The following is a 19,724-nucleotide window of genomic DNA, read 5'->3' as shown; positions in this document are numbered from 1 at the left end:
GAACAAAGCATTGGCGGAAAATACTCGTGACAACGCCAGCCGCATGCGGTCGATGAGACCGCTCGCGCGATTATTTCCCTATATTCTCCGGTATCGCGGACTGGTCAGCGGGGCGATAGTGGCATTGCTTCTTGCCGCCGGAACGACCCTTGCCCTGCCGCTCGCAGTGCGGCGCATGATTGACCATGGCTTCACCGATGCCGATGTCGGTTTCATCAACAACTATTTCACCATGCTCCTGGTTATCGCGTCGCTTCTCGCGCTCGCCAGCGCCATGCGCTACTACTTCGTGATCACGATTGGAGAGCGGGTCGTCTCCGATCTCAGGCGCGATGTGTTCAGCCATGTCACCGAGTTGTCGCCATCCTTCTTCGACGCCAACAAATCCGGCGAAATTGTCTCGCGACTGAGCGCCGACACCACACAAATCAAGTCCGCGGTAGGCGCCACCGCCTCCATGGCTCTGCGCAACACAATCCTGTGTCTCGGCGCGGTGGTCATGATGATCGTCACCAGCCCGGGCCTGTCCGGCCTGGTGCTGATTGCCATTCCGATCATCGTCTTCCCGCTCGTGGGCTTTGGCCGGTCAGTTCGTGGCCGCTCTCGCGAAGCACAGGATACCCTTGCCGACGCGACGGCCTACGCAAGCGAGGCAATCGGCGCATCGCGAACCGTGCAGGCCTTCAACGGCGAACCGACGGCCAACAGACGATATGCCGATGCGGTCGAAAGCGCCTTCATAGCTGCACGTGCAGCGGTACGCGCCCGGGCATTCCTGACCGGTTTCGCGATTTTGATGATTTTCGGCAGCATTGTCGGCATCCTCTGGTTCGGGGCGCACAGCGTTCTTGGCGGCGAAATGTCGGCCGGAACGCTGGGCCAGTTCCTGCTCTATTCGATCCTTGCCGCTTCGAGCCTGGGCTCCCTGTCTGAGGTCTGGGGCGAGGTCTCACAGGCAGCAGGGGCCGCCGAACGGTTGACGGAGCTGCTTGACGAAGCACCGGCCATCGCAGCGCCGCCGCACCCCAAGCCGCTGCCTGAGCCGCCGCTTGGTTCCGTCGCCTTTCGCGACGTTGTGTTCTCCTATCCGGCGCGCCCTGACGAACCAATTCTGGACGGCCTGTCTTTTTCCATTCAGCCAGGGGAGACTGTCGCGATCGTCGGGCCGTCGGGAGCGGGAAAGAGCACGCTGTTTTCCCTGATCAGCCGTTTCTACGATCCCGAGAGCGGTGCAATCCTGTTGGATGACGTTGATGTAAAGCAGGCCGATCCTGTTGCCGTCCGCCAGCGCCTCGCCAGCGTGCCGCAGGATGTTGCGATTTTTGCAAGTTCGATCAGGGACAATATTGCTTTCGGCAGGCCCGATGCCACCGAAGCAGACATACTGGACGCCGCTAAAGCCGCATTGGCCGACCCGTTCATCGCCCGCATGGAAAACGGATATGACACGCTTGTCGGAGAGCGCGGCATCACGCTTTCGGGCGGACAGCGCCAGCGCATCGCCATTGCCCGGGCGCTTTTGAAAGACGCACCGATCCTTCTCCTTGACGAGGCGACATCGGCACTGGACGCGGAGAGCGAAACGCTTGTGCAAACGGCTCTCAATGCCCTGATGAAGGGACGCACCACCCTCGTGGTTGCGCACCGGCTGGCGACCGTCAAAAAGGCAGATCGTATCCTGGTCATGGATCACGGTCGGATCGTTGAGGAAGGCAACCATGCAAGCCTCGTGAAGAAAGGCGGCATGTATGCACGCCTTGCCCGGCTGCAGTTTCACCACGACGAGCCATCCGAAACCGAAGCGGCGCAATAGATGCCGGGGCAAAGGCTCGCCGAAACGCTGCACGCCATCGCAAATGCGGCTCCGGCCGCCAGCGGCAACTGGTGGATCATCGGCAGCGGCGCGCTTGTCTTGAGCGGGATCGATATCGGTGAACCGCACGATATTGACCTTTTCACCGATCGTGCTTCGGCGCTCGTGTTCCTGGATTACTGGAAACAGCCGGTCCCGCCTCCCCAGCCCGATCCGCATTTCCGATCAGACCCGTTTGCTCGCATCTGTATCGAGGGCCTGCTGCCCATCGATCTGCTCGCCGATCTGCATCTTCATGAAAACGGCCATTGGAATCCGGTAAGGCTGGAAAGCCGGATTGCGGTCGATTGGGCCGGTGCAACGGTGTTTGTACCTTCGCTTGAAGAACAGCACACGCTGTTTTTGCGTTTCGGCCGCAAAAAAGATCGCGAGCGCGCGGCATTGATCGGCGACAGGCTTTCCCATCGTCAGGCATAGTTGGCCTGGCGCACTCAGGAGCCGTCCTCGCCGTCCCAATAGTCAAGACTGCTATCTGCCCGGCCGATATGACGGAAACTGGCTGGCCCTGTCGGATCGCGCCTGTCGCTGACAAGAAACTTGCCGCTGTCGGGGTATTCGCACAATTCCACATCGGCCTTGCTGGAAACAGCGATATAGCGCAACACAGCTTCGCCCGTGTTGGTCAGCTTGTGGGCCGTTTCGGGACCACCTCTCGGCGCGCCAAGCACATCACCGGCTTTGACCTCGAAACTCCGGTCGCCAAAACGGTACTCAGCCTGTCCCCCAAGAATGACGAACATCTCGTCTTCCATGTGATGGTTGTGAAACGGGCAGCTGGATTTGCCGGGCGGAACTTCAATATAGGTCGCGCCGATCGCGGTCAGACCAAGCCGCTCGCCAAGCGGCGTATCCTGGCTCTCATATGACGTGCCCTGACTGAAAGGCTCACGTTCAAGATCGGCAATCCGGGCAACGGGACCAGGGTTCTTACGCATCACCTGCAGTCTCCAAGTCTTTTCGTCGGTTGGAATCAGACAGCGCCGGATGCCGCCCGTCCGGCCGTGCGGCCTGAAAAGATGCAGCCGCCGAGGAAGGTTCCTTCGAGCGCATTGTAACCGTGCATGCCGCCGCCGCCAAAACCTGCCGCTTCGCCGGCTGCATAAAGGCCCTCGATCACATTACCGGTCCGGTCCAGTACCCGGGCGGAAAGATCGGTGTGGATGCCGCCAAGCGTCTTGCGGGTCAAAATGTTCAGCCGCACCGCAATGAGCGGCCCATGTTTCGGATCGAGGAGGCGATGCGGCTTTGCCGTGCGGATAAGCTTGTCGCCGATAAAGTTGCGGGCGCCACGCATGGCGACAATCTGAAGATCCTTGGAATACGGGTTTTCTATCTCGCGGTCGCGTCCTTCGATTTGCGCAAGCAGATGGTCGAGATTGATCAGATCTTCTCCCGTGAGCGCATTCATTCCATCCACCAGCGCATCAAGCGTATCACGAACGACGAAGTCTTCTCCCTTTTCCTTGAAGGCTTCCACCGGTGCCGGGGCGCCCTTGCGCACCCGTTGCAAAACCTTCGCAATGCTCTTTTCCGTGAGATCGGGGTTCTGCTCCGAACCGGAAAGCGCGAATTCCTTTTCGATGATCGATTGGGTCAGAACGAACCAGCTGTAGTCATAGCCGGTCTTCATGATGTGACCCAGGGTGGACAGCGTATCGAAACCCGGCAGGCACGGGATCGGCATCCGGTTGCCCTTTGCATCACACCAGAACGAGGATGGACCGGGCAGAACACGGATGCCGTGTTTCGGCCAGATAGGATCCCAGTTCTTCACGCCTTCGGTGTAGTGCCACATGCGGTCTGAATTGATGATCGCTGCACCCGCATCCTCGCTGATCTGCAGCATTCTGCCGTCGACATGATGCGGCACGCCTGACACCATCGTTGATGGCGGTTCGCCAAGGCGTTCGCGCGGCCAGTTTTTGCGCACCAGGTCATGATTTCCGCCAATGCCACCGGACGTGACGATCACCGCGCCGGCAGCGAAAGAGAATGTCCCGGTCACTTCACGAGAAGATTGCACGGCCCGCGGCGCATCCGTTTCTTCCAGCAAACTGCCGCTGACGCCCGTCACCCGGCCATCCGTTACGACAATGTCGTCCACCTGATGGCGGAAACACAGTCGCACCTTGCCGCGTGCAACACCCTCGCGGACCCGCCGTTCGAACGGGGCGAGAAGGCCGGGGCCAGTACCCCAGGTGATATGGAAGCGGGGAACCGAATTGCCGTGACCGTCGGACAACGCACCGCCGCGTTCGGCCCATCCTACAACCGGGAACCAGCGAACGCCCTGCTGGTGAAGCCAAGGGCGTTTCTCACCGGCGGCAAAATCGACATAAGCTTCGGCCCAGCGGCGCGGCCAGTGATCTTCCTCCCGGTCGAAACCAGCAGATCCCTGCCAGTCCTGCCAGGCGAGTGCATGGCTGTCGCGAATACGCAGCCGCCGCTGTTCAGGTGAATCGACAAAAAACAGGCCTCCGAAGGACCAGAAGGCCTGACCGCCGATATTGTTCTCGTTTTCCTGGTCGACAATGATGACCGATTTGCCCGCATCGGCAAGCTCAGCTGCAGCAACGAGTCCCGCAAGGCCGGCGCCCACGACGATGACGTCACAATCCATCTTTCCTCCAATGCCCTCGACTGGCGACAATCGGAACCGATAGCAGGTTCGACCAAATCGTCAGCGCTCGGTCAATTTGAGCTCGATACGGCGGTTGGTCGCACGGGCCTCGGTCGAATTGCCTGGTTCGATCGGTTGGAACTCCCCGAAGCCTGCGGCAACCAGACGATTGGCCGGCACACCCCTGCTGATAAGATATTTCACCACGGATGTTGCGCGCGCCGAGGACAGTTCCCAGTTGTCGGCAAAGCGTCCGGTGCCCGATAGCGGAACATTGTCCGTATGACCGTCAACGCGCAAAACCCAGTTGATATCCTCCGGGATTTCCCGGGCAAGATCCTGCAGGGCGCTGGCAAGCTTTGCCATCTCCTGCTGCCCTTCGGCGTTGAGCTGATCGCTGCCTGACGGGAAAAGCACTTCGGACTGGAACACGAAGCGGTCGCCGACAATGCGGATATTTTCGCGGTCCGACAGGATTTCACGCAACCGCCCAAAGAAATCGGAGCGATAACGGTTCAGCTCCTGAACCCGTTGGGCAAGGGCAACATTCAACCGCCGGCCAAGGTCGGCTATCTTTGTCTGCGATTCTCTGTCCTTGGCTTCGGAGGCATCAAGCGCGTCTTCGAGTGCGGCGATTTGGCGGCGCAGCGCGGCAATCTGCTGATTAAGCAATTCCACCTGCGAAAGCGCGCGCTGGCTGATCTGGCGTTCCTCATCGAGCGACTGGCTCAGTACGCCGACCTGCGCTTCCGCTGCGCTGGAGGCCCCTGCACCGCGCGCCAGAAGCTCCTGTAGCCGCGACCGTTCGCTCTCTGCATCGTTCAGCGTGGCCTGCATATTGGCAAGCGCATCTTCCAGGTCCTGCCGCCCCGATTGCTCAAGCGCAAGAAGCTGGGTGAGCTCATTGATCTGCGAGTTGAGCCTGTTCAAGACCTCGTCACGGCCGCTGATTTCACGGCTCAAGAGGAACTGCGCGATCACGAAGACCGACAGCAGAAACATGATGGCAAGAAGCAGCGTCGACAGGGCATCGACAAATCCGGGCCAGTAATCGACTCCCCGGTCGCCGCGTCGGTTTCGCGCCAGCGCCATTGTCTAACCGCCCTTGGATTTCTTGCCGTTGCCGTCCATCTTGCCGATTTCCTCGCTGAGCGAGTCCAGGGTCTGTCGCATGGCCTTGGATTCGGATTGCTGCGCTTCAATCCAGTCGCGCAGCATCTGCTGCTCGCTGCGCATATTTTTCACAAGACCCTGAATGCCTTCGGCAAGATTGGCCATGGCAGCGGTGGATCGTTGATTGATGCCGCCGCCGGCCTGCGCCATGGTCTGGACGGTTTCGGAGAGGCGGCGGATATCCTCCGAGGATTCGGCGCCTCCCGCCATCTCCGGTGCTGCAATATCGAAGTCGGGATCCGTCACCGTTGAGAGCCAGTTCTCAAGCTCGGTATAAAAGCGGTTCTGCGCCCGGCCCGCCTGCAGGTCGAGAAACCCCAGAACAAGCGATCCGGCAAGTCCGAACAGGGATGACGAAAATGCCGTTCCCATGCCGGCAAGCGGCGCTTCCAGTCCGTCCTTCAGTTCCTGCAGGACATCGTTTGTATTGCCTGAGCTCGGATCAAGCGCCTGAATCACATCATTGATCGATGCAATCGTCTGAAGCAGTCCCCAGAATGTTCCAAGCAGACCGAGGAACACCAACAGCCCGATCATGTAACGGGAGGTATCACGCGACTCGTCCAGCCGTGTCGCAATGGAATCGAGGATCGACCGCAGGGACGTGGTCGAAAGCGACATGGATTGCTTGCGCCCAAGCAGCACGCGCATCGGCGCCAGAAGCGTCGGACTGCGTGAGCCGCGCATCCGGTCGCTGCCCTGGCGAAAGGAATTGACCCAGCTGACCTCGGGCCGAAGCCGCAAAACCTGATTGACCGCCAGCAGCACACCGATGGCCAACACAAACAAAATGAGGCCGTTAAGGCCCGGATTTGCAAAGAATGCGCTTGATATCTGACGATAGAGAATGGCAGCCAGGAAGCCCGTCATGATAAGGAAGATGACCTGGCTCCAGAAAAACACCAGCGGGCTCGACAAGCGGTGCGGCTCGACCCCCAAATCCTGTTCCGACAAGCCCCAGCCCGACAGTCTTAGCTTTGCCATAAGCCGTGTACCCTACCTTTTCGGCACCGCGGTGCTGCCTTGCATAGGCTCACGCGGTCCGCTTCCCTCTTACACGGGCAAATCACCATCGGTCATAGACCGCTTGCCCGGCATTGCTCTTGTCGCGCCCTCAAATCAATCTTCATGAAACTAAACAAAAACAACGAAGAAAGGAAAGACCGGAAGGCAAGATTAGAGCATGTCGTGTTCAAATTAATGCATATGACCGGGGCGATTTTGGTCACTGACAAGGCGGATTGCGCGCCGTGGTGCTGTCCCACCACAAGCGCGAGCCAACGCAGTCAGAGGGCAAAATCGCCTGGCCGATCTATATCTGTGTTTCAAAAAAACAGTCCTTTCAGGGGTGGCGGGAAATCGGCCCATCGGCAGCGTTGCGCCGCTTGCCCGATGCACCACATAGCGTTGCGCGACGCGCCTTGCCGAGTGGACCGGTTTTCCGCCATCAAATGCTTCAATTTAAACAAGACACGCTCTAGCACCTAGAACGAAAATACGACCCTATTTTGCCGGTCGCTTGAGCAAGGACAACAACTCTTTTTGCACGCGTTCATTACCGGCGACGATACTCTTCTTTTCAAAGATTTTACCGCCCCCATCGCGATCCGATACAAAACCGCCCGCCTCCCGCACAAGGATGACACCAGCGGCCAGGTCCCAGGGAGAGAGATGATCTTCCCAGTAGCCATCCATACGTCCGGCGGCCACATAGGCAAGGTCCAGCGCGGCCGATCCGAGACGCCGGATCCCGGCAACCTCGCCCATCATATGGCTCAGCTCGATAAGATATTGGCCATGCTGGCCGCGGCCGAGATGCGGAACGCCTGTGCCCACGACACAGTCTGAAAGCTGCCTTCGCCCTGCGACACGCATCCGTCTGTCGTTCAGGAAGGCGCCGCCACCCCGTTCGGCCGAATAAAGCTCGTCCATTGCCGGGTTATAGACAACGCCGGCGACAATCTCGCCCGCCCTTTCAAGCGCGATCGATACCGAGAAAAGCGGAATGCCGTGGAGAAAATTGGTGGTCCCGTCAAGCGGATCGACAATCCATCTGTGCTGACCGTCCGTTCCCTTGTCCTCGCCGCTTTCTTCCGCCAGCACCCCGTAGGTCGGTCGCGCCCGGCGCAGCTCGCCAAGGATCACTTCTTCGGCCTTGTGGTCGGCCTGGCTGACATAGTCGCTGGGGCCCTTCAGGGATACCTGAAGGTTCTGAACCTCTCCGAAATCACGGGAAAGGGACCGGCCTGCCTTCAGAGCGGCCTGTACCATGACGTTGAGTAGCGCTGAACGGGCCATTGCGATGCCTTATGAGGTTTGAAAAGCCCGGACGGTTCAGTCCGCCCGGCGGATATAGGTAATTTCGTTTGTATCGACCAGAATGCGCTCACCGGCCTCGATGAAGGGCGGCACCATGACACGCACGCCGTTTTCCATAACCGCTGGCTTATAGGAAGACGCAGCCGTCTGGCCTTTGACAACCGGGTCTGCTTCCGTGATCGTCAGGCTGACCTGGTCCGGGAGCGAAATGCCGATCGGCTTTTCCTCGTAGAGCTCCACCGTCACCATCATGCCGTCCTGCAGGAACTTTGCCCGGTCACCGACAAAATCCTGCGGCAATTCGAGCTGCTCATAGGTTTCATTGTCCATGAAAACGAGCATCTCGCCCTGCTCGTACAGGTACTGGAAATCTTTTTGCTCCAGCCGTACTTTCTCGACCGTCTCCGACGCCCGAAACCGTTCATTGAGCTTCGTTCCATCGATAAGGTTCTTCAATTCGACCTGATTGAACGCGCCGCCCTTTCCGGGTTTGACGGCGTTCGTCTTGACGGCCACCCACAGCCCGCCATTGTGCTCGATGACGTTTCCAGGGCGAATCTCATTTCCGTTTATTTTCATGGGAGCGTTTCCGGTCTTCTGTCAATTCGGCGCCTCAAGAACACAATTGCGCAGGACATGCAAGCCCGGGCAGCAGGCGCTGGCAGGATTTAAGGCGTTCCATGGGAAGCCAGCTAACGCGAGCGGAAATTGTTCGCCGCCTCGATACCGGCTTTCTGCTCGTCCGCCGTCAGCCCCTGGAAGAAATCCTCAAGGCGGCCATCGTCAAGGCCGGCACGGCGCGACAGAATATACCACTTGGCTGCTTCGATCGGATCCGGCCGTGTCCCGATTGCGTTGATATAAAGATGCGACAGGCGGTTCTGCGCCATGACGTTGCCGAGATTGGCGGCACGGCGCATCCAGCCGAAACCGGCCTGATAGTCGATGTCGCCGCCGATACCGTCAATCAGCCAGACGGCAAGATCAAGCTGTGCGGTATCGAAGCCCGACCGCGCCGCGCGGATCATCCACATGCGCGCCTTTTCCGGGTGGGCCTCGATCCCTGTGCCGTAAGCATAAATCTGCGCCAGAGCAAACTGGGCGTCGGCAATTCCGCTGCTGGCCGCCTGCGTCATATAGGGAAGCGCCTTTTGGACACCTTCATTGCCCGGTTGGTCGGTTATGAGCATCTGACCATAGTTGAATTGAGCGGACGAATTGCCGGCATCGGCCGCCTGTTTCATCAGTTCACGCGCCCTGTCGCGATCGCCCTTTACGTGCCGCCCCTCCAGCAGCATCAGCGCATATTTCAACTGTGCCGCCGTGTCTCCGCTGTTTGCAGCGTTTTCATACCAGAATGCCGCGTCCTTCATACTGCGGGGAACACCGAGGCCACGCGCGTAGATTTCCGCAACAAGGGTCTGGGCGGCCGGGTCTCCAAGCTTCGCTCTCGGCAGTGCCAATTGAAAAGCCGTCAGATAAAGGCCGCGCTGGAACGCACCGTAGGCCGCATCGCTTTCGGTCACGGGTTCGGCCTCGGGACCATCCGCCTCCACGCCTTCCGAACCGGCAGCTTCCGCAGCTATCCCGGAGCTCGGCGCAGCCGTCGCATCTTCGCTTTCAACGGCTTTGGCCGCGCCGATTGCGGCAAACAGGATGGCAAGTGCTGCAGTTATGATCCCAAATCTCGTCATAACGACACCTAATCTCCAAACCGTGGCGCTTTTTCGTCGAGCAGCGCGTTCGCCTCAGTGACCTTGATGGCCGCCGCACCGGGTTCGGCAAAGACGGCGTCCCGCAGCGCGACGAACTCTGCTCCGCTTTGCGCAATCTCAACCACCGATGAAATGTCCCGCCCGCCCATGACGATGCATGGAATTTCCACCATTGAGGCCCACCACTCGGCAAGCGCCAGGTTCCTGGGATGCGGTTCGGCCTTGATGTCGCCGTCCAGTTTCCCGAAAAACACGTAATCGGGCCGCAATTCACCGATCTCAAGGGCTGAATGGCGATCCTTGGCCCTGCCCGCGCCGACCATCATGCCGGGAGAAAAACGCTCGATCGCGTCCGCAAGCACATCCCGGCCGCCGTCGACATGCAGCCCATCCGCCTTCGAGCGCGCGGCTATCCTGCTGTCTCCTGCGACCATCGCTGCTGCCCCGGCTTTCTGCACCAGCGGCACAACCGCCTCCGCAACGTCCTGAAAAGCGCGTTCGTCAAGTCCATATTGCGGAAGAATGACCGACGCGACATCTCCGCCGCGCAGCGCGCCGGCAATGAGTTCGCGCGCAGCGTCGGGGTCGTCCATGGGTGGTGCGATCAGAACAAGCCTGCACCTGTTTTCAATATCTGACATGAATACTCACTGACCCGATGAGGCCGGACGGTGTATATCCGTACGAAGCTCTCGCCTTTTTGTTCGGTTCCCGATAGACCACGCGGGAGTTCGGATCAACAGCGCCTATGCCCACAGATTTCATCTTCTACGCAGCAGCCGTTCCTGCCGTAATCCTCGTCGGACTGTCCAAGGGTGGTCTTGGCGGCGCCTTTGCGCTGATGGGTGTCCCGATCCTGGCACTGGTCATATCGCCCGTCCAGGCCGCCGCGATCTTGCTGCCGATCATGATCGTCATGGATATTTTCAGCCTTTGGATCTGGCGTCACTACAATGACGCAACAACGCTGAAGGTAATGTTGCCCGGCGCCATGATCGGTATCGGTATCGGCTGGCTGACCGCTTCGCTGGTGTCAACGGAACTGATCCGGCTCCTCGTTGGCCTCATCGCCATCTGGTTCGTTGGTCTATACGTCTACGAACGCTACAAGGCACGTCGCGGCAAGGAGCCACCACCCAGGCCCCAACAGCCTGTCAAGGGCACATTCTGGGCGACAATTTCCGGCTTCACCAGTTTCGTCACCCACGCCGGCGGGCCGCCGTTCCAGATCTACACCTTGCCGCTGCGCCTTGATCCCAAAGTCTATGTCGGCACCAGCACCCGCTACTTTGCGATCGTCAATGCGGTCAAGCTGATCCCCTATTTTGCCCTTGGCCAGTTTGACGCCAGCAATTTGAGCGCATCATTTGTCCTGATGCCACTGGCGCCGCTGGCAACACTCGCCGGGGCCTGGATCGTCAAACGCCTGCGTCCCGAGGTTTTCTATCCGCTGATGTACCTGACGATCCTGGCGACATCGGTCAAACTTGTTGCAGATGGCATGAATGCGCTATTGCACTGATCAGGATCAGACTTTCGGGGAGGAAGCATGACTGTCAATCCGTATGAGACCGATCTCGACCGCAACCCCGCCAATTATCAGCCCTTGACGCCGCTTACACATCTGGCGCGTGCGGCAAGCGTCTATCCGGACCACATCGCGGTGATCCACGGTTCGTTGCGGATGACCTACCGGACCTTCTACGCCCGTTCCCGCCAGCTCGCCTCGGCGCTCGCCAATCGCGGCATCGACAAGGGCGACACGGTTTCGGTGATGTTATCCAACACCCCGGCCATGCTGGAGGCCCATCACGGTGTTCCGATGACAGGCGCCGTCCTGCATTCAATGAATACCCGCCTCGATGCGGCGATCATCGCATTTCAGCTCGACCATGCGGACGTAAAGATACTGATTGTCGACCGCGAGTTCTCCGGCGTGGTGAAAGAGGCCCTGGACATCGCTTCCGTCGACCCTCTGGTCATTGATTACGACGATCCCGAATTCGGCGAAAACACGCCATTTGCAAAGGGTGAAAGGATCGGCACGGAAGATTATGAGGCGTTCATCTCGCAAGGCGATCCCGACTATGACTGGCACATGCCGGGTGATGAGTGGGATTCGATTTCACTTAATTACACATCCGGCACCACCGGAAACCCCAAGGGCGTGGTCTACCATCATCGCGGAGCCGCACTCATGGGTTACGCCAACGTCGTCGCGTCCGGCATGGGCAGGCATCCGGTCTATCTTTGGACACTGCCGATGTTTCACTGCAACGGGTGGTGTTTTCCCTGGACGCTCAGCGTTGTCGCAGGAACCCATGTGTGTCTCCGATGGGTGCGCGCCGGCGCGATGTACGACGCCATTGCCGAGCATGGCATAACCCATCTGTGCGGCGCGCCCATCGTCATGGCGACATTGCTGAATGCGCCGCAAGAAGAAAAACGCCCCTTCAGCCAGACCGTCTCCTTCAACACGGCCGCAGCGCCACCGCCCGAATCCGTTCTCGCCCAGATGGCCGAGGCCGGATTTGAGGTCGTTCATCTTTATGGCCTGACGGAAACCTACGGCCCGGCCGTCGTCAATGAATGGCACCGTGAGTGGGACGAGCTGGATCAGCAGCGGCGCATTGCCATGAAAGCCCGCCAGGGTGTGCGTTATACGGCGCTGGAAGACCTGTCGGTCCGCGATCCGCAGACCATGGAGCCGGTCCCGCCAGACGGTGAGACCATCGGCGAGGTCATGTTTCGCGGCAACATTGTGATGAAGGGCTACCTGAAGAATCCCGACGCCAGCGCGGAAGCCTTTGCCGGCGGCTGGTTCCACTCCGGCGACCTCGGCGTCATGCACCCGGATGGCTATATTCAGCTCAAGGACCGCTCGAAGGACATCATCATCTCGGGCGGAGAGAACATCTCGTCCATCGAGGTGGAGGATGCCCTCTACAAACACCCCGCGGTGCAGGCGGCGGCTGTTGTCGCGCAGCCGGATGACAAATGGGGTGAAACCCCTTGCGCTTTTGTTGAACTCAAGCCCGGCATGGAAGCATCAGCCGATGAGATGATCCAGCATTGCCGCGGACTGCTCGCTCATTTCAAGTGCCCGCGATATGTGGTTTTTCAGGACGTGCCCAAGACATCGACCGGAAAAATACAAAAATTCGTCCTTCGCGAGCAGGTCAAAAACGCCCAGTAAAGGCGAACGCTGCAGCAACGGGAAGAAAGACGGAGCCGCCGCATTGCGGACCAGCGGCAGCTCCGGGATTAGACTAGTTCAGCTCCATACGCGATGTTTCAGACATTTCTCCTCGCAATCGCTCGATCTCGTCTTTTAATCGTAGCTTGCGCCGCTTGATGTCGTTTATCGTCGTATCATCGTAAGATGGATGATTGAGAGCCAGATGGAGTTCCTCTTCCAGAGCGCCGTGTTTCTTTTCAAGCGTTTCAAGACGAGCGTGGATTGCCATAGAACAACTCCTTTTCTTTGCCTGTCATGCCGCCGGCTAGGGCAGCGACTTAAGATTGTGCCATTAAAATATGGATGTTGTCGAAGACTAATTTCAAGACCGTGGATAACTTTATGACGATTGCTGTTTTGCCGAATCCAACAAAGTGCTAGAGCATGCCGCATGTTCTTCAACCGCCGGGATTAGAAGGGCTTGCAATCATGCTGACGACGGGGAGATGGCATGTCGGACCAGGAACAGGCAGAACTGCGCTTAAAGGCCGCACGCTTGCGCCAGGAACATGAGGACTTCGACGCCGCGATCAAGGCCATGCTAACCGTGGGTTGTGACGCGCTTCAGGTACAGCGCATGAAAAAGAAGAAACTTGCGATCAAGGACAAGATCGCCAAGGTTGAAGACCAGATCATTCCTGACATTATCGCTTGAAGACGGGGCAGAACCATGAGCACGACGGTGCCGGTGGCAATCATAATGGGCAGCCAATCCGATTGGCCGACAATGAAACATGCGGCGCTGACGCTGGATGAGCTGGGCATCGGCTACGAAGCGCTGATCGTTTCGGCGCACCGCACACCGGAGCGAATGGTCGAATTTGCAAAAACCGCACGCGAAAACGGTTTCCGAACGATCATCGCCGGGGCGGGCGGGGCTGCACATCTTCCTGGCATGACCGCATCACTGACGCCCCTGCCCGTGTTTGGCGTTCCGATCCGTTCCAGGGCACTTTCGGGTCAGGACAGCCTGCTGTCTATCGTGCAGATGCCGGCAGGCATCCCCGTCGGCACGCTGGCCATCGGCGAGGCCGGCGCCACCAATGCCGCCCTGCTTGCGGCGGCCGTTTTGGCCCTTTCCGATGACGAGCTCGCGGCACGCCTGGATCAATGGCGCCAGGCCCGCTCCGATGCGGTCGCAAACCGTCCCGAAGACGAGAGCTGACAATGAGCGGGCATACGATCGGCATAGTCGGCGGCGGACAGCTCGGGCGCATGCTTGCCATGGCCGCCGCGCGCCTCGGCTTTGCCACCATTATCCTCGAGCCCCAGGAAAAATGCCCGGCCGCCCAGGTGGCCGGCAGCCAGATTACCGCTGACTATGGCGACGCCGACGCATTGGATACCCTGGCGGTGCTCAGCGACGTGATCACCTACGAATTCGAAAATGTGCCGGTCGAAACTGCACGCCGTCTCGCAGCCAGAAAACCCGTTTATCCGCCGCCTGCCGCGCTTGAGATTTCGCAGGACCGCTTATTGGAAAAGCGGTTTCTGAAGGAATGTGGCGTGGCCACCGCCGACTTCGTCGCCATCGACAGCCAACGCGAGATCGACGAAGCACTGGAAAATTTCGCAGGCAAAGCCGTTCTGAAGACCCGCCGTCTGGGTTATGACGGAAAGGGCCAGCGGTTTTTCAACGCCCAAAGCTCCAACGCCAGCGGTGCTCATGCCGCACTCGGCGGCGTGCCGCTCATTCTGGAAAGGCTTGTCCCGTTCACCGATGAGATATCGGTCATTGCAGCACGGGCGATGGACGGCACGATCGTCAGCTACGATCCGAGCCGCAACCATCATAGTGAGGGAATTTTGCGGCGCTCTGTGGTGCCTTCGGGTGTTGCGCAAGCATCAATCGACGCCGCAAGGGCCGCAACGGAAACGATACTCGCCCGCCTCGATTATGTCGGCGTCATCGGCGTCGAGTTCTTCGTGCTCGACAATGGCGAGGTCCTGGTCAACGAGTTCGCGCCGCGTGTACACAATTCCGGCCATTGGACCGAAGCGGCCTGCACCGTTTCCCAGTTTGAACAGCATGTGCGCGCAATCTGTAACCTTCCGCTCGCCGATTGCACCAGGCACAGCGACTGCGAAATGGACAATCTGATCGGCAGCGATGTCGACAATTTAAAGACCTATCTGAGTCAGCCCGATACGCTGGTTCATCTATACGGCAAACTGGAGATCCGTCCGGGCCGGAAAATGGGCCATGTCACACGATTGAACGGGCCTGCAAAACAGGCCGGCGGCGGTTGACACTATGAAACGTTGCGGGTAAACGCATCCCCAACGAATTGAGCGCGCCGCGAGGCGCGCTTTTGATTGTGTAGCTGCCCATTGGCTGTTCGCAGCGGGCGCTGACCACGGGTACGGAACAATGAAGATCAAGAATTCGCTCAAAGCGCTGAAGACACGTCACCGCGAGAACCGCCTGGTGCGCCGGAAGGGCCGTGTCTACATTATTAATAAGCAGAACCCCCGCTTTAAAGCGCGGCAGGGCTGAGCGCCGCCAGTCGGCGTACACAGTTCACCAAAATTTGCGTTTGACCACCGGCGCATGAGCCATATGTTTATGGCATGCGCCGATTTGCATTTTTATACAGCCTGCTCTGGGCCATCTTGATTGCTTCTGCGGTTTTTGCCGGAATAGGTCCCGCAAAAGCACAAAGCGATGAACCCGCCACGGATGAAGTCGCAACCACCGTTACCAAGAGCCGTTCCGAACGCATTGACGAATATTTCGTGGAGTTGAAACGCGAGCCTCAGGCGGCTTCGGCAAGGCGGATTGCAGACCGAATCTGGGCGGAGTGGCGCAAATCGGACAGTGCGACGTCCAATCAGCTCATGCAATGGGCCAATGACGCCATACGCGACAAGCGCTATTACACGGCGCTCGACCTGCTCGATCAGGTCACGGTCCTGTCTCCGGAGTTCGCCGAGGGCTGGAACCGCCGCGCCACGCTTCACTTCATGATGGACAATCACGCCAAGTCGATGGCTGACATCCATGTGGTGCTTCAGCTTGAGCCCCGACATTTTGGCGCTCTGATGGGGATGGCATCCATCTTGACGGCTGCAGGCTCGGATGAAGCCGCGCTTGGCACCTATCTCAAAGTGCTTGAAGTCTATCCGGCCATGCGCGAGGCTCAAAAACGCGTCGGTGAGCTGTCCGAGGAACTGACCGGCGACGAGATCTGATCCAACGGGTTGCCATCGCATTGTACGCATTTCCCTTCATAACGGTTACGGTCATAGCGACAGGGCTGATCCTGTTTTCCTGGATACAAAGCAGGCGGATCGAACGGCTTTACCCTCCCATCGGTGAGTTTGTGGACGTCGGCGGATACCGCTTGCACGCCCTGCATATTCCAGCAGCCGCAGACGCCGATCTGCCTGCCATTGTTTTTCTCCATGGCGCCAGCGGGAATCTGAGAGATCAGGTGGAAGCGTTCCGCCAGGACCTCGAAGGCCGCGCCGAACTGCTTTTCGTCGACCGGCCGGGTCACGGATGGTCGGATCGCGGCGGCGGGCAAAACGCCCTTCCCGATGCCCAGGCCCGTGCGGTCGCCGAATTGATGGAACGAAAAGGCATCAAGAGCGGACTGATTGTCGGCCACTCCTTCGGCGGCGTAATTGCGGCCAATATGGCCTTGGAAACACCGGAGAAGGTGGACAGTCTTCTGTTGCTGGCAACGGTGTCGCACCCTTGGCCCGGCGGCATCGACTGGCATTATCACCTCGCCACAACACCGTTTATCGGCAGGCTGGCAGCCTGGCTCATTGCAATGCCTGCCGGGCTTTTGCGCATCAGCCGCGCCGCACGCTGCGTTTTCAGTCCGAACCACTATCCGCCCGACTACCTTGCCCGCTCAGGAACTGCACTCGTTCTGCGACCCTGGACCTTCAAATACAATGCCCACGATGTAGCAAGCCTTTACGACCATATCGTCAGGACATCACCGCGTTACGGCGAGATAGACCGTCCGACTATCGTCGTGGCCGGTGACGAAGACTTTGTTGTCTCAACGGAGATCCACTCGCGCGCGCTGACCCGGCAAATCGAGCGCGCCGAGTTGCATGTGCTTAGGGGCGTCGGTCACAAACCCGACTATGCGGCTACGGAGGTGTGTATCGCGGCCATGGAAAAGCTGGGCGGCAAAGAAGTGGACCTTGCTGCAATTGCCCGAAAGGTGGAGCGTGACATTAATGCCGGTGGTGAGACGACCAATCCGCCGCCCTCGATCCCCAAACGGTCCTCGGCGATCAATCAGATTCCGGTCATGCCGTCCGAGCCGATATAGGCGATACGCAACATGTTTGTTGCTCCCGGCGTTCCGAGCGGAACCCCGGCTGAAATGATGAGCCTGTCGCCGGGTTTGCCGAACTCTTCCCGGAAGGCGATCCGGCAGGCGCGATCGACCATATCATCAAGATCGCGCGCATCCTCGGTGACCACACAATGAAGACCCCAGACGACTGAAAGCCGCCGGGCCGTCTGGATTACCGGCGAGAGAGCAATGATCGGCACTTGCGGGCGTTCGCGCGAGGCGCGCATTCCCGTCGTCCCGGAAGAGGTGTAGCAAACGATCGCCGACAGTTTCAAAGTCTCGGCGATTTGCCGCGCCGCCAAGGAGATCGCATCCGCACCGGTTGCTTCCGGCTGCGAACGCTGTGCATGCACAATGCTGGTATAGTTCGGATCGCGTTCCACCTTGCGCGCAATCGAGGCCATGGTCGAAACCGCTTCGACCGGATAATCGCCAGCGGCCGATTCCGCCGAAAGCATGACAGCATCCGCCCCCTCGAAGACAGCGGTGGCAACATCCGACACCTCGGCCCGCGTCGGCACCGGCGCGGAGATCATCGATTCCAGCATCTGCGTCGCGACAACAACAGGCTTACCCGCCTTACGACAGGCACGCGTCAGCTGTTTTTGCAGTCCAGGTACCGACTCGATCGGCATTTCGACACCAAGATCGCCGCGCGCCACCATCAGTGCGTCGGACAACTCGATAATTTCATCGATCCGCTCGATCGCCTGCGGTTTTTCAATCTTGGCCATGAGGCCGACCCTTGATCGCGCAACCTTGCGCACGTCGGCCAGATCCTCGGGCCGCTGAATGAAGGACAGCGCCAGCCAGTCCACATCGTCGGTCGCAAGCACCGCTTCGAGGTCGGCGCGGTCTTTGTCGGTCAGAGCGCCGACGCCAAGGGTCGTGTCCGGCAGGCTGACACCTTTCCGATCGGATATTTTTGTGCCTGAAACCACGGTGCAGACGATTTTGTCACCGTCCGATTTTTCAGCCCGGAGCTGCAAGCGCCCGTCGTCGATCAGCAGCCGGTGTCCGGCTTCCACCGCCTCGAATATCTCGGGGTGCGGAAGATGGACGCGGCTTGCGTCGCCGGGTTTTTCATTTTTGTCCAGCGTAAAGGTCTGGCCGGGAACAAGCTCCAGCGCACCGTCGGCAAACTTTCCGACGCGCAGCTTCGGGCCTTGAAGGTCGGCCAGGATACCGATGGGGCGCCCGCACCGTTTTTCAACCTTGCGTATCCGCTCGATCAGCGTGCGCATAAGATCGTGACTTGCATGGCTCATGTTGATCCGGAAGAGGTCCGCACCGGCCTCATGCAGTTTCTGGATCATATCTTCTTCGGAGGAGGCGGGGCCCAGCGTTGCAAGGATTTTTACTTTGCGCAGACGCTTCATTAATTTTGACCTTCCTCTACTTCCGTTGAATCGGAGAGCTGGACCATCCAGCTTGATTGCTGTCCGGTATCATATTCCTTGAAGCCCATGCGCAAAAAGCCGCGTGTGAAGCAGTTTTTAACATCGACGATTTTGAACTCATCTTCGGCGACACACATGTCGACATTTCCGCCCCACCGGCCTCCGCGCGCCGCATCCTCGGCGTAGAGATAGTAAAAGCGTGAGGCCAAGGGCCCTTCGATCAGCGTTGCGCAGGACGTTGCCGAAATCTGCCACCAGCCCTCGGAAATCCATCCGTCATCGCTGCGGTACCCGATCGCAACGCCCACCAGGTTTTGTGTTCCGTTACAGACACGAAAATCAGCCTGTGCCTGCGGTGTTGTCCAAAGACTGCCCGTAAATACCAAGGCGCCAACGGCACCGAGCCAGCCTGCTTTGCGTTTACCAGTCAATTCTCGCCCAAAACCCCATTGGAGATAAGCTATTACGTTATGTGCCCCATTGTCGTGCAATATGTCAAAAAGCCATGCTGACGCCAACTCCCCATCGAACGGTTTTGCGGGCGGCATCGGTGGATTATTGAACCCGGACGCATTATGTCGTTTTCATACGAAAGCAATAAGAACATATGAACGGCTCAAACCCGTTGTCCCGTATCAATCAGCAACGCCAGAGAACAAGATGACCGAACTGACCAAAGACCAGCGCACCGAATTCGAGGCAGCCGCATTCCGCACGCTTGTTGAACATCTGCGTGAACGGACCGACGTGCAGAATATCGATCTGATGAATCTCGGCGGTTTTTGCCGCAACTGCCTTTCGAACTGGTATCAGAAGGCCGCCAACGAGGCAGGCGTCGAGTTGACCAAACCGGAAGCGCGCGAGATCGTCTACGGCATGCCCTATGACGAGTGGCGAGACCAATATCAGACGGAAGCAACCGAGGAACAGAAGGCCGCCTTCGTTCATTCCCACAAGGATCACTGATTAAGGCAGGTCAGGCTGTCGCATCAGGCGCACAGTTCACAACAATTTTTCCAGCCCCCTTGACGCGGGCCCCGTGTCGGGGCACCTGTCCGCGGCGT

Annotated in this window: 22 protein-coding genes; 11 read left to right on the top strand and 11 right to left on the bottom strand. The window is 58.9% G+C overall.

What is annotated here, in order from left to right; genetic code table 11:
* Positions 1-43 precede the first annotated feature (43 nt).
* A complete protein-coding gene (locus OQ273_RS00755; protein WP_267992999.1) occupies positions 44-1,813 on the top strand; it encodes an ABC transporter transmembrane domain-containing protein in 1,770 nt (589 codons plus the stop codon).
* Positions 1,814-2,290, top strand: a complete 477-nt coding sequence (locus OQ273_RS00750; RefSeq protein ID WP_267988560.1) for a nucleotidyltransferase family protein — start codon at positions 1,814-1,816, stop codon at positions 2,288-2,290. It begins immediately after the preceding gene.
* Between the two features lie 14 nt (positions 2,291-2,304).
* On the opposite strand, the gene OQ273_RS00745 is transcribed toward OQ273_RS00750, so the two are convergent.
* From OQ273_RS00745 to OQ273_RS00710, 8 genes are all read right to left on the bottom strand, one after another.
* A complete protein-coding gene (locus OQ273_RS00745) occupies positions 2,305-2,808 on the bottom strand; it encodes a cupin domain-containing protein (protein ID WP_267988559.1) in 504 nt (167 codons plus the stop codon).
* A gap of 35 nt (positions 2,809-2,843) precedes the next feature.
* Positions 2,844-4,493 carry an FAD-binding dehydrogenase gene (locus tag OQ273_RS00740; protein ID WP_267988558.1) on the bottom strand — a complete coding sequence of 550 codons (1,650 nt, stop codon included), beginning with the start codon at positions 4,491-4,493 and terminating at the stop codon, positions 2,844-2,846.
* Positions 4,494-4,553: 60 nt separating this feature from the next.
* On the bottom strand, positions 4,554-5,585 hold the full coding sequence (locus tag OQ273_RS00735) for a peptidoglycan -binding protein (protein ID WP_267988557.1): 1,032 nt from the start codon (positions 5,583-5,585) through the stop codon (positions 4,554-4,556).
* A gap of 3 nt (positions 5,586-5,588) precedes the next feature.
* Complete coding sequence (locus OQ273_RS00730) at positions 5,589-6,650, bottom strand: MotA/TolQ/ExbB proton channel family protein (RefSeq protein ID WP_267988556.1); 1,062 nt, start codon at positions 6,648-6,650, stop codon at positions 5,589-5,591.
* A gap of 519 nt (positions 6,651-7,169) precedes the next feature.
* Positions 7,170-7,964, bottom strand: a complete 795-nt coding sequence (locus OQ273_RS00725; RefSeq protein ID WP_267988555.1) for an inositol monophosphatase family protein — start codon at positions 7,962-7,964, stop codon at positions 7,170-7,172.
* 36 nt (positions 7,965-8,000) lie between these two features.
* Positions 8,001-8,564: an elongation factor P gene (gene efp, locus OQ273_RS00720; protein WP_267988554.1), complete on the bottom strand. Its 564-nt coding sequence runs from the start codon at positions 8,562-8,564 to the stop codon at positions 8,001-8,003.
* 113 nt (positions 8,565-8,677) lie between these two features.
* The gene (locus OQ273_RS00715; protein WP_267988553.1) at positions 8,678-9,679 is read right to left on the bottom strand and encodes a tetratricopeptide repeat protein; all 1,002 of its coding nucleotides are present in this window, start codon (positions 9,677-9,679) and stop codon (positions 8,678-8,680) included.
* Positions 9,680-9,687: 8 nt separating this feature from the next.
* On the bottom strand, positions 9,688-10,341 hold the full coding sequence (locus tag OQ273_RS00710) for a thiamine phosphate synthase (protein ID WP_267988552.1): 654 nt from the start codon (positions 10,339-10,341) through the stop codon (positions 9,688-9,690).
* A 107-nt stretch (positions 10,342-10,448) separates the two neighbouring features.
* Between OQ273_RS00710 and OQ273_RS00705 the strand changes: the two genes are divergently transcribed.
* Positions 10,449-11,222, top strand: coding sequence for a sulfite exporter TauE/SafE family protein (locus tag OQ273_RS00705; RefSeq protein WP_267988551.1), 774 nt, complete (start codon positions 10,449-10,451; stop codon positions 11,220-11,222).
* Between the two features lie 27 nt (positions 11,223-11,249).
* The gene (locus OQ273_RS00700) at positions 11,250-12,896 is read left to right on the top strand and encodes an acyl-CoA synthetase (RefSeq protein ID WP_267988550.1); all 1,647 of its coding nucleotides are present in this window, start codon (positions 11,250-11,252) and stop codon (positions 12,894-12,896) included.
* A 73-nt stretch (positions 12,897-12,969) separates the two neighbouring features.
* Here OQ273_RS00700 and OQ273_RS00695 read toward each other — a convergent pair whose 3' ends face one another.
* Complete coding sequence (locus tag OQ273_RS00695; protein WP_267988549.1) at positions 12,970-13,167, bottom strand: YdcH family protein; 198 nt, start codon at positions 13,165-13,167, stop codon at positions 12,970-12,972.
* Between the two features lie 222 nt (positions 13,168-13,389).
* On the opposite strand from OQ273_RS00695, the gene OQ273_RS00690 reads away from it, so the two are divergent.
* The 6 genes from OQ273_RS00690 (at position 13,390) to OQ273_RS00665 (ending at position 17,233) form a co-directional block, all read left to right on the top strand.
* Positions 13,390-13,593 carry a YdcH family protein gene (locus OQ273_RS00690; RefSeq protein WP_267988548.1) on the top strand — a complete coding sequence of 68 codons (204 nt, stop codon included), beginning with the start codon at positions 13,390-13,392 and terminating at the stop codon, positions 13,591-13,593.
* A 15-nt stretch (positions 13,594-13,608) separates the two neighbouring features.
* On the top strand, positions 13,609-14,103 hold the full coding sequence (purE, locus tag OQ273_RS00685; protein ID WP_267988547.1) for a 5-(carboxyamino)imidazole ribonucleotide mutase: 495 nt from the start codon (positions 13,609-13,611) through the stop codon (positions 14,101-14,103).
* A 2-nt stretch (positions 14,104-14,105) separates the two neighbouring features.
* Complete coding sequence (locus tag OQ273_RS00680; RefSeq protein WP_267988546.1) at positions 14,106-15,188, top strand: 5-(carboxyamino)imidazole ribonucleotide synthase; 1,083 nt, start codon at positions 14,106-14,108, stop codon at positions 15,186-15,188.
* A gap of 121 nt (positions 15,189-15,309) precedes the next feature.
* On the top strand, positions 15,310-15,435 hold the full coding sequence (ykgO, locus tag OQ273_RS00675) for a type B 50S ribosomal protein L36 (protein WP_267988545.1): 126 nt from the start codon (positions 15,310-15,312) through the stop codon (positions 15,433-15,435).
* A 74-nt stretch (positions 15,436-15,509) separates the two neighbouring features.
* Entirely contained in the window at positions 15,510-16,130 is a 621-nt protein-coding gene (locus OQ273_RS00670; RefSeq protein ID WP_267988544.1) for a tetratricopeptide repeat protein, read from the top strand.
* A gap of 20 nt (positions 16,131-16,150) precedes the next feature.
* On the top strand, positions 16,151-17,233 hold the full coding sequence (locus OQ273_RS00665; RefSeq protein ID WP_267988543.1) for an alpha/beta fold hydrolase: 1,083 nt from the start codon (positions 16,151-16,153) through the stop codon (positions 17,231-17,233).
* Here the strand turns inward: OQ273_RS00665 and pyk are convergent.
* Together pyk and OQ273_RS00655 are read right to left on the bottom strand one after the other, a co-directional pair.
* Positions 17,200-18,639, bottom strand: coding sequence for a pyruvate kinase (gene pyk / locus OQ273_RS00660; RefSeq protein ID WP_267988542.1), 1,440 nt, complete (start codon positions 18,637-18,639; stop codon positions 17,200-17,202). The genes OQ273_RS00665 and pyk overlap by 34 nt on opposite strands.
* Positions 18,639-19,046, bottom strand: a complete 408-nt coding sequence (locus OQ273_RS00655; RefSeq protein ID WP_267992998.1) for a DUF1036 domain-containing protein — start codon at positions 19,044-19,046, stop codon at positions 18,639-18,641. Before OQ273_RS00655 ends, pyk begins: the two co-directional genes overlap by 1 nt.
* A gap of 274 nt (positions 19,047-19,320) precedes the next feature.
* Here OQ273_RS00655 and OQ273_RS00650 point away from each other — a divergent pair, with 274 nt between their 5' ends.
* Positions 19,321-19,626 carry a DUF1244 domain-containing protein gene (locus OQ273_RS00650; protein WP_267988541.1) on the top strand — a complete coding sequence of 102 codons (306 nt, stop codon included), beginning with the start codon at positions 19,321-19,323 and terminating at the stop codon, positions 19,624-19,626.
* Positions 19,627-19,724: the final 98 nt, after the last annotated feature.

This window comes from Hoeflea prorocentri, assembly GCF_027944115.1.
Classification (GTDB): domain Bacteria; phylum Pseudomonadota; class Alphaproteobacteria; order Rhizobiales; family Rhizobiaceae; genus Hoeflea_A; species Hoeflea_A prorocentri.
The sequence above is the reverse complement of the archived record's forward strand: the minus strand, read 5'-3'. Positions and strand labels throughout refer to the sequence as shown.